The following is an 8,355-nucleotide window of genomic DNA, read 5'->3' on the forward strand; positions in this document are numbered from 1 at the left end:
GACAAAATCCTGTCTATCAAGCGTCGTATTGTTTAAGGGTTTTGCTGAATTCAGCAAGGATGCTCATCTTTTCTAAGGCCTGTCCGCCGTAGATGATGTCATGTGCTAAAGCCACGCCTTGTTTATAGCTGGTACAAAGTCCAGAGACATATAAACCGGCACCTGCATTTAAAGCAATCATGTTGGCTGCTTTTTCGCCTTTATCGGATTTGTTTTTACCTAAGGCATCTTTAATTAGGCTTAAACTTTCAGCAGAATCTTGAATGATTAAACCAGTTAAAGTTTGCGATTCGATCCCAACATCTTCAGGTTGAATCTCCCATTCGGTGACTTCGCCATTTTTGAGTTCAGCCACATAGGTGCTTGATGCAAGGCTAATTTCATCTAAACCATCTTTAGAATGAACCACCATGACATGTTCAGCCCCCAGTTGTTTCATCACTTCTGCAATAGGACGGCATAATTCAGTCGAAAACACCCCAATCACTAGACGTTTTACTCCAGCCGGATTCGTAAGCGGGCCAAGTAAATTGAAAATACTGCGAATGCCTAATTCACGACGCGGGCCTACCGCATACTTCATCGCTTTGTGATGATTCGGGGCAAACAAGAAACCGACACCCATTTCACGAATACAACGTTCAGTTTGTTGCATGTTTAAGTCAAGTTGGATGCCTGCTTGCTCTAACAAGTCCGAGGAACCCGATTTGGTTGAAACACCACGGTTACCATGTTTAGCAATGGTTGCACCTGCCGCTGCAATCACAAAAGCAGATGCAGTCGAGACGTTAAATAAGTTCTGACCATCACCACCTGTACCGACGATGTCGACTAAATAAGGCACATCACTGACATCAATTTTGATGGCAAACTCGCGCATGACACGAGCCGCTGCGGTAATTTCATCAATACTTTCACCTTTTAAGCGAAGACCCATCATCAGTGCACCAATTTGGGCATCTGTTGCTTCACCATTCATGATGGTGCGCATGACGTCTTCCATTTGCGGCTGCGTCAACTCAATGTTTTTAGTGATGTTATTTAAAGCTTGTTGCATATTCATTTTTCACTGCACTCATTTATGCGTAAATTTCTAAAAAGTTCTTAAAGATTTGATGGCCATGCTGACTCAAGATTGATTCTGGGTGAAATTGCACGCCTTCAACGGCAAGCGTCTTATGCTTTACACCCATGATTTCTTCAATTGAGCCGTCGGCTTCATTGGTCCAGCAAGTCACTTCTAAGCATTCAGGCAAGCTTTCTTGATCAATCACAAGTGAGTGATAACGCGTTGCTGAAAATGGAGAAGGGAGATTGCTAAAAATGCCTTTATTTGAGTGGTGCATGTCAGACAGACGCCCATGCATCACTTTTTTGGCACGAATGATTTCGCCGCCAAAAGCCTGACCAATGGCCTGATGTCCTAAGCACACCCCTAATAATGGAATTTTTCCAGCAAAATGCTGAATGGCTGGAATGGAAATTCCTGCTTCCGAAGGTGAGCATGGGCCAGGGCCAATCACAAGATACTTAGGTTGCCATCGCTCAATATCTTCCAATGTCACGGCATCATTACGTACTACTTTTACTTCTTGATTTAACTCGCCAAAATACTGGACGATGTTGTATGTAAAAGAGTCATAGTTGTCGATCATTAAAAGCATGAGCTTAACCTATTGAAATTTATGCACATAAATGTGCGTGAAGAGTCCTATGGTATTCGTGCGTTTACATTATAAAGCTATAAGTAAATTATTTTTCTCATTCAATGACTTGAATGGAGGCACAAAACCGAAATTATCATAGCAAAAAATACACAGCTAGGGCGCGACATTTTTTTGTGGGTCTAAAAATTACAATGGGTTTTGTTACTAACTGATATAGAGTTTATGAATATCTCAGATTCAAATTCTAATGAGAAGCCTCGTGGACTATGTGTAAATGTCATGAAGCATGCATATTCAATGAATATAAAAAGAATATCTTCTGATGTTGTGAGCCAAAAACTCACCAAATATCACCAAAACAGAGCATCTTTTTTTGCTTGCTCACATCTGAGATGTCGGCTTTATATTTAGTTTGAAAGGAGAGGTTTTTTATTTTTTAAAAATCAAATAAAAACAGTTAATTACGCTGCTTATATTTGATTTCAGGTATATCGCTCGCCGTGATATGAGGTGTGGAAGTCAAATCAAGGCGAAAATAACAGCTTAAAAAGCGCTCTAATTTATAAAAAACGGGTGTAAATCGACCCGTAATATTTAAAAATGCACCATTATGATCCACACTCAAAATCTTTTAGATTAAATGTGAAGAAGCGTGCTTGAATATGGTGCATTTACTTTTTAGCTCAGTATAATAGAGCCAAAGCAAACAGCTTAAAACTGTTATTCTGATAATGAATTCAATATTTTAGCTAAGCTTTTTAAAGTTGGTACGGTAATTGCTTTAGAACAACCAACTACTAACACGCACTAAAGAGTGCAACAAAAATTCATCGGAGCAAAATGAGCATGGCGAACAAGGTCCTACAACTCATCCAAGAAAGTGGCGCAAAATGGGTCGATTTCCGTTTTACGGATACTAAGGGTAAAGAACAACACGTAACTTACCCAGCAGATACTATCGACGAAGATACTTTTGAAGACGGTAAAATGTTTGATGGTTCTTCTATCGCTGGTTGGAAAGGCATTGAAGCATCTGACATGATCTTACGCCCAGATGCTGCAACTGGTTTTATCGACCCGTTCTTCGCTGAGCCGACAGTAGTTGTTACTTGTGACGTTATTGAGCCATCAACAGGTCAAGGTTATGACCGTGACCCGCGTTCGATTGCTCGCCGTGCTGAAGAATACCTAAAATCGACAGGTATTGGTGATACTGCATTCTTTGGTCCAGAACCAGAATTCTTCGTATTTGACGAAGTAAAATGGGAAATTGATATGTCTGGCGCGCGCCATACATTGATTGCTGAAGAAGCTGCTTGGTCAACTAACAAAGACTACGAAGGCGGAAACTCTGGTCACCGTCCACGTGTTAAAGGTGGTTACTTCCCAGTTCCTCCAGTTGATTCTTCACATGACATGCGTGCTGATATGTGTGCGCGTATTGAAGACATCATGGGCCCAGGTCGTGTAGAAGTACACCACCACGAAGTAGCATCTTGCCAATTAGAAATTGGTGTAAGCTTCAACACAATGGTTCGTAAAGCAGACGAAGTACAACAGTTCAAATATGCTGTTTGGAACGTTGCGCACCAATATGCTAAAACTGCGACTTTCATGCCTAAGCCAATGGTTGGCGATAATGGTTCTGGTATGCACGTTCACATGTCAATCTCTAAAGATGGCAAGAACTTGTTTGCTGGTGATGAATACGCTGGTCTTTCAGAAATGGCGCTTTACTTCATCGGTGGTGTAATCAAACATGCTCGTGCATTGAACGCAATTACGAACCCTTCTACAAACTCGTACAAGCGTTTAGTTCCACACTTCGAAGCGCCGATTATGTTGGCTTACTCAGCACGTAACCGTTCTGCTTCTATCCGTATTCCTTACGTTTCTAGCCCGAAAGGCAAACGTATCGAAGCTCGCTTCCCAGATCCAATGATGAACCCGTACTTAGGTTTCGCAGCATTGTTAATGGCGGGTCTTGACGGTATCCAAAATAAGATTCATCCAGGTGAAGCAGCTGACAAAAACTTATATGACCTTCCTCCTGAAGAAGAAGCGAAAATCCCTACAGTTGCGCACAGCCTAGATATGGCTCTTGAAGCGCTTCAAGCGGATCACGAGTTCCTTCTTAAAGGTGGTGTATTCACTAAAGAAATGCTTGATGCATATATTGAACTTAAAACTGAAGAAGTGCGTCGCTTGAACACGACAACTCACCCAGTTGAATTTGATATGTACTACAGCTTGTAATTCTGAACTGAATTTCACTGTAAAAAACCCGCGCTCGTCGCGGGTTTTTTTGTATCATCTGTTTAACTTGAAAAAAATTGATGAGAGCAATGGCACAGCGTAAGAAGCACACCAGTTTTTATCCGTGGATTGACCCTAAAGATCACGATAAAGGTTTTAAGCTAAATTTTTCGATGGTGACTTATATCGAAGTTGGTCGCACCCCTGAAGGCTACAAGCAGGCAGAATTTGTTGCATTGAAAAGCCCAGAGTTAGCACTGGATTATGATTATCCTCAAAGTTTTTATTTGAGTGCTGAAGGTTTTGTTTTGGTGAAAACTCCGCAAGGTAAATTTGAAACCATTGCAAAAACAGATAATTGCTAAAGATTGATCTTACAATCAAATACATTCTTCATAACTCAAAAAGCGTTTAAGCGCACAGTAAATCAATGGTACAGGTAGGCTTATGCAGCAGATTCCAGCTGAACTGAAAACATGGTTATATGCTTCAGGTTCACTTACTCAGCAACTGACGGATTTGGCTGATGGAGCATTTAGGGTTCAACCAACCAAAGAGCATTTTCAGCGTCTTCAGTTTATCGATGCAAAATGGATGGGCATGCCGTTTCAGCATACGTCATGGGTGCGAGAAAGTTTTTTATATGGCAGTGATGCCGAGCCTTGGGTCAAAGCCAAAAGCATTTTCCCGATCTTAAGTTTGCAAGGCCGCGCACGGCTTTTTAAACATATTGGTAAAAAACCGATTGGTTGGTTCTTGTTTCAGCGCACCAATCCAGCATGTGAACGTCGTGTGATTTGGCTAGAAGATGGTTGGACCAGACAGAGCTGTTATACTTGGCACGGCTGCAAGTTTATTGTTCAAGAAACTTTTTTAGCGAGTTTTGAGCAATTTTTGCAAAAGCAGAATTCAGCATCTGAAGGACAGTCATGACAACTGCGCATCAAATTACTTGGCGTGAACGTTTAGAAGCCTATTATTATTTATGTCGTTTTGATAAGCCTGTTGGCACAGAATTGGTGTTCTGGCCTACCATGTGGGCACTATGGATTGCAGCAGAGGGCATACCGCCAATTGGTATTCTGATTCCGATGGTACTTGGCACGATATTTATGCGTGCGGCTGGGTGTGCAATTAATGATTTTGCTGATCGTAAAGTCGATGCGCATGTAGAGCGCACGAAAACGCGGCCTTTAGCAACAGGGATTATCACGGCCAAAGAAGCCATTTATGTGTTTCTAGCTCTAGTCTTTGCCAGTGCTTGTATGTTGTTGTTTCTACCGATTGAAACATTCTATTGTGCTTTAGGTGGACTCTTTCTCGCATTTATATATCCTTTTATGAAGCGCTATACCCATTTGCCTCAGGTTGTTTTAGGCATGGCTTTTTCGTGGGGAATTCCGATGTCATTTACGGCCATGGGTAAACCATTAGATTTAACCTGTTGGTTGCTGTATTTTGGCAATCTGGCTTGGACTGTGGCGTACGATACTCAATATGCGATTACCGACCGTGAATATGATTTAAAAATTGGGGTGAAGTCGACAGCCATTTTGTTCGGTCGTTTTGATATTCAAATCATTGCACTTTTACAGGCGATGAGTGTCGTTTTGATCGGTACGGCGCTTTACCTTGAAAATTTATTGATGCCATTGGGTTTAATCGCATTGCTGGTAGTCGTGGCTGATTTTATTTATCAATGGTCCAAAACCAAAGACAGAGATCCACAGCGTTGTTTTTGGGCATTCCGTCACAATCGTTGGGTAGGATTCATTATTTTTACTGGAATCTTTTTAGAATTAACTATTTAAAGTGATTGTTTGGTTGAAAAGCGTCCTACACAGGGCGCTTTTTTTATGTCTTAATAAAACGGCATGTAGTTTTATGCTTAAAAAAACAACAAATAAAAGGATATTTTATGAAACGCTCGAAAATAGCATTAGCCCTTATAGTTGCCGTTTCAATGCTGTCTTTAACTGCTTGTAATGACGATGATGATTCGCCCGCTTCAAATCAAAAACAGACCTATGTTTCTGAAAGTGCCTATTCAGAAGACACATTAACCACTGCAGCTTCTATCAAGGTAATGACGTATAACATGGAAAATGTTCAAGGTCAGACCGCTAAAGCAACAGCGCTGGTGATGTTCCCTAAAGTAGCACCACCTACAGATGGTTATCGCGTAGTGGTTTGGGAGCATGGCACGGTTGGGGTTGGTGATAGTTGTGCGCCAAGTAATAATATGATTCACCCACGTTTTAAAATTTTAGCAGACAGTCTACTAGCTGCTGGTTATGTGGTTGTTGCGCCAGATTATGAAGGTTTGGGCACGCCAGGGATTCATCCATATTTAAACTTATCTAGTGCTGCGAAGTCAGCGCTTTCTGCTGTACAAGCGGCAAAAGATCATTATGGTAAGCAGTTGAATGGTGCGTGGATGTCTGTGGGGCAATCTCAAGGGGGGCATGCCTCATTAGCGACCGCAGAATATGCAAATACAGATGCAACCTATAAAGGTGCTGTGGCTGGTGCACCAGCTTCGAGTTTGGGTCAAATTATTCTTGAGGTTGCACCAGCAGCTTTAGCTGGCATTGAAGAGCAAGAATTAAACTTGGTGTACCTTTGGCTGCACGTACTTCGGTCGACTCTTATGCAACTTTATTGGCTTATGCAGCATTAACAGGGGTCGGTATTAAAGCGTATGAGCCGCGATTTAATTATCAAGATATTTTCCAATCACGTGCCAAATCTTTGGCTGAGTTTGCAGAAGGTTGAACAGGAGATAATGGTCTGTGTTTAGATAATGATAATGACCCAAGTCTAAGTCTAATTAATAAATTTAAAGATGATATTATTCAGTTTATGACAGCAAATCCTGATAAAAAAGTTATGGATTATCCAGGTTTGGATACCAGTGTGTTTGCGACCAATGAAACCGTAAAAAACTTCTTAATCAGCAGTCAGCCAGGTACTAAACGAATTGATAAACCAGTCTATGTAATACAAGGTACGGCAGACACAAATGTACCCTATCCAATTACGCAAGCTTTGGTTGCAAACTTGAAAACATTGGGTTCGCCAAATATCACGCTTGATCCCGTTATAGGTGCATCTCATACCCAAGCTATAGTTTGTCGGAATGCAGAGGAGGTAGACTTTATTCAGGCCTATATGTTTGCGGGTACGGGTATTGTGTTAACTGATGCACAAAAAGATGCCAGCACCAATGAAAATTGTACAGGTATAGCACCGACATAAAATTAACCATTTAAACTGAAGACAGAGCCTCATGATTGAGGCTCTTTTTTTGTTATAGTATTGGCCCATCAAAATCTAGATATTGGAAATAGGCTGGCTATGACGAAATCAACTCAAAAACTAACGCCGAAAGTGATGTTTTTGGCGAGTCTTGGTATTGTGATTCCATTGCTTATTTTAGGGATTGCTTTTTTAGCGGTAAAAAGCGATGCAAAAAACCAAGCGGAGTATCAGCGTATTAAGGAAGAGCAACAACAGCGTATTCAAGAAAAGTTGGCTACCGAAAAGCAATTCACACAGCAGGAAGCGAGCAGCGCGGTCTCAAAGTAATTTAAGCACGCATTGCAGGCGTGATACCAATGTGTTTGTGCAGTTGGCGAATACTTGGAATTTCTGTAAAACGCAGAACAATGTAACCTGCTTCATTGAGCATGGCATCACGTTCTGCATCTTCTTGTTTTTTGCCGATGTGGGAATGATCATCGAGTTCAATAATCACCACAACCGCTAATTGTTCATCTAATAAAACGAAATCGGTGACTTTGCGGTTAAATTTGGCCCGTATTTTATAGTGGTCACTGGTAATCAGTGAGCTAAATGAAACTTGAGCTAGAACATGATGGCGTGGGAAGGCTTCTTTTAAGCGAATAAACATTTTACGTTCAAACGGCGTAATGACGTGTTTGGCATAAAACTTTTGCTTACGGCGAAACAGGTCAGGGTAGACCGTCATCACTAGTGTAATAGTGGCAAAGCAGCCGATGATAAAAAAGATGATTTGACTCAGATCGAACACAATATTTTCTAGCACAAAGAAAAAACCCACTCGCATGGAGTGGGTTTTTAGAATTTTGGCTCTCCAACCTGGGCTCGAACCAGGGACCTGCGGATTAACAGTCCGTCGCTCTACCGACTGAGCTATTGGAGAATCTGAACGCATTCTATGTGGCAAAGCTCAAAGGGTCAAGTCCTTGGCCTGATATTTTTATATAATCTGCTTTAAATGATTTAAAAATAAACGGTTTAGCTTTTATTGGTGCGATTTGATTCAGCCAGAGACTTTTCATGAAGATGTTTTGGGGGTGGTGTTTCAAAAAGTATGCTGGCGTTAAACGAATCCGTTATTAAGGTAAAAGAAAGTCAAATCAAAGGCTTTAAAATGATTTTCGAGCTT

Annotated in this window: 8 protein-coding genes, 1 tRNA gene and 1 pseudogene; 6 read left to right on the forward strand and 4 right to left on the reverse strand. The window is 41.2% G+C overall.

Translation table 11 applies throughout. From position 1 onward, the window contains the following. Positions 1–16: 16 nt before the first annotated feature. Both trpD and AXW61_RS08655 read right to left on the reverse strand, forming a co-directional pair. Positions 17–1,063, reverse strand: coding sequence for an anthranilate phosphoribosyltransferase (trpD, locus tag AXW61_RS08650; protein ID WP_005400478.1), 1,047 nt, complete (start codon positions 1,061–1,063; stop codon positions 17–19). Positions 1,064–1,079: 16 nt separating this feature from the next. After that, positions 1,080–1,664: an aminodeoxychorismate/anthranilate synthase component II gene (locus AXW61_RS08655; protein WP_005400479.1), complete on the reverse strand. Its 585-nt coding sequence runs from the start codon at positions 1,662–1,664 to the stop codon at positions 1,080–1,082. 843 nt (positions 1,665–2,507) lie between these two features. Between AXW61_RS08655 and glnA the strand changes: the two genes are divergently transcribed. The 6 genes and pseudogenes from glnA (at position 2,508) to AXW61_RS08685 (ending at position 7,511) form a co-directional block, all read left to right on the forward strand. Beyond that, entirely contained in the window at positions 2,508–3,923 is a 1,416-nt protein-coding gene (glnA, locus tag AXW61_RS08660; protein WP_005400480.1) for a type I glutamate--ammonia ligase, read from the forward strand. Positions 3,924–4,012: 89 nt separating this feature from the next. Continuing rightward, positions 4,013–4,288, forward strand: a complete 276-nt coding sequence (locus tag AXW61_RS08665; RefSeq protein WP_062034011.1) for a hypothetical protein — start codon at positions 4,013–4,015, stop codon at positions 4,286–4,288. Between the two features lie 82 nt (positions 4,289–4,370). Continuing rightward, positions 4,371–4,856: a chorismate lyase gene (locus AXW61_RS08670; protein ID WP_010327240.1), complete on the forward strand. Its 486-nt coding sequence runs from the start codon at positions 4,371–4,373 to the stop codon at positions 4,854–4,856. Continuing rightward, positions 4,853–5,734, forward strand: coding sequence for a 4-hydroxybenzoate octaprenyltransferase (ubiA, locus tag AXW61_RS08675; RefSeq protein ID WP_062034012.1), 882 nt, complete (start codon positions 4,853–4,855; stop codon positions 5,732–5,734). The genes AXW61_RS08670 and ubiA overlap by 4 nt, the downstream gene beginning before the upstream one ends. A gap of 107 nt (positions 5,735–5,841) precedes the next feature. Further along, positions 5,842–7,181: pseudogene (locus tag AXW61_RS08680) on the forward strand (lipase family protein). 99 nt (positions 7,182–7,280) lie between these two features. Further along, complete coding sequence (locus tag AXW61_RS08685; protein ID WP_004695712.1) at positions 7,281–7,511, forward strand: hypothetical protein; 231 nt, start codon at positions 7,281–7,283, stop codon at positions 7,509–7,511. A 1-nt stretch (position 7,512) separates the two neighbouring features. Here AXW61_RS08685 and AXW61_RS08690 read toward each other — a convergent pair whose 3' ends face one another. Both AXW61_RS08690 and AXW61_RS08695 read right to left on the reverse strand, forming a co-directional pair. After that, positions 7,513–7,992, reverse strand: a complete 480-nt coding sequence (locus AXW61_RS08690; protein WP_159151465.1) for a DUF2726 domain-containing protein — start codon at positions 7,990–7,992, stop codon at positions 7,513–7,515. Positions 7,993–8,033: 41 nt separating this feature from the next. Next, positions 8,034–8,109, reverse strand: a tRNA-Asn gene (locus AXW61_RS08695). Between the last annotated feature and the right edge of the window lie 246 nt (positions 8,110–8,355).

It is taken from the genome of Acinetobacter sp. BMW17, from assembly GCF_001592855.1.
Taxonomy (GTDB): Bacteria; Pseudomonadota; Gammaproteobacteria; order Pseudomonadales; family Moraxellaceae; genus Acinetobacter; species Acinetobacter johnsonii.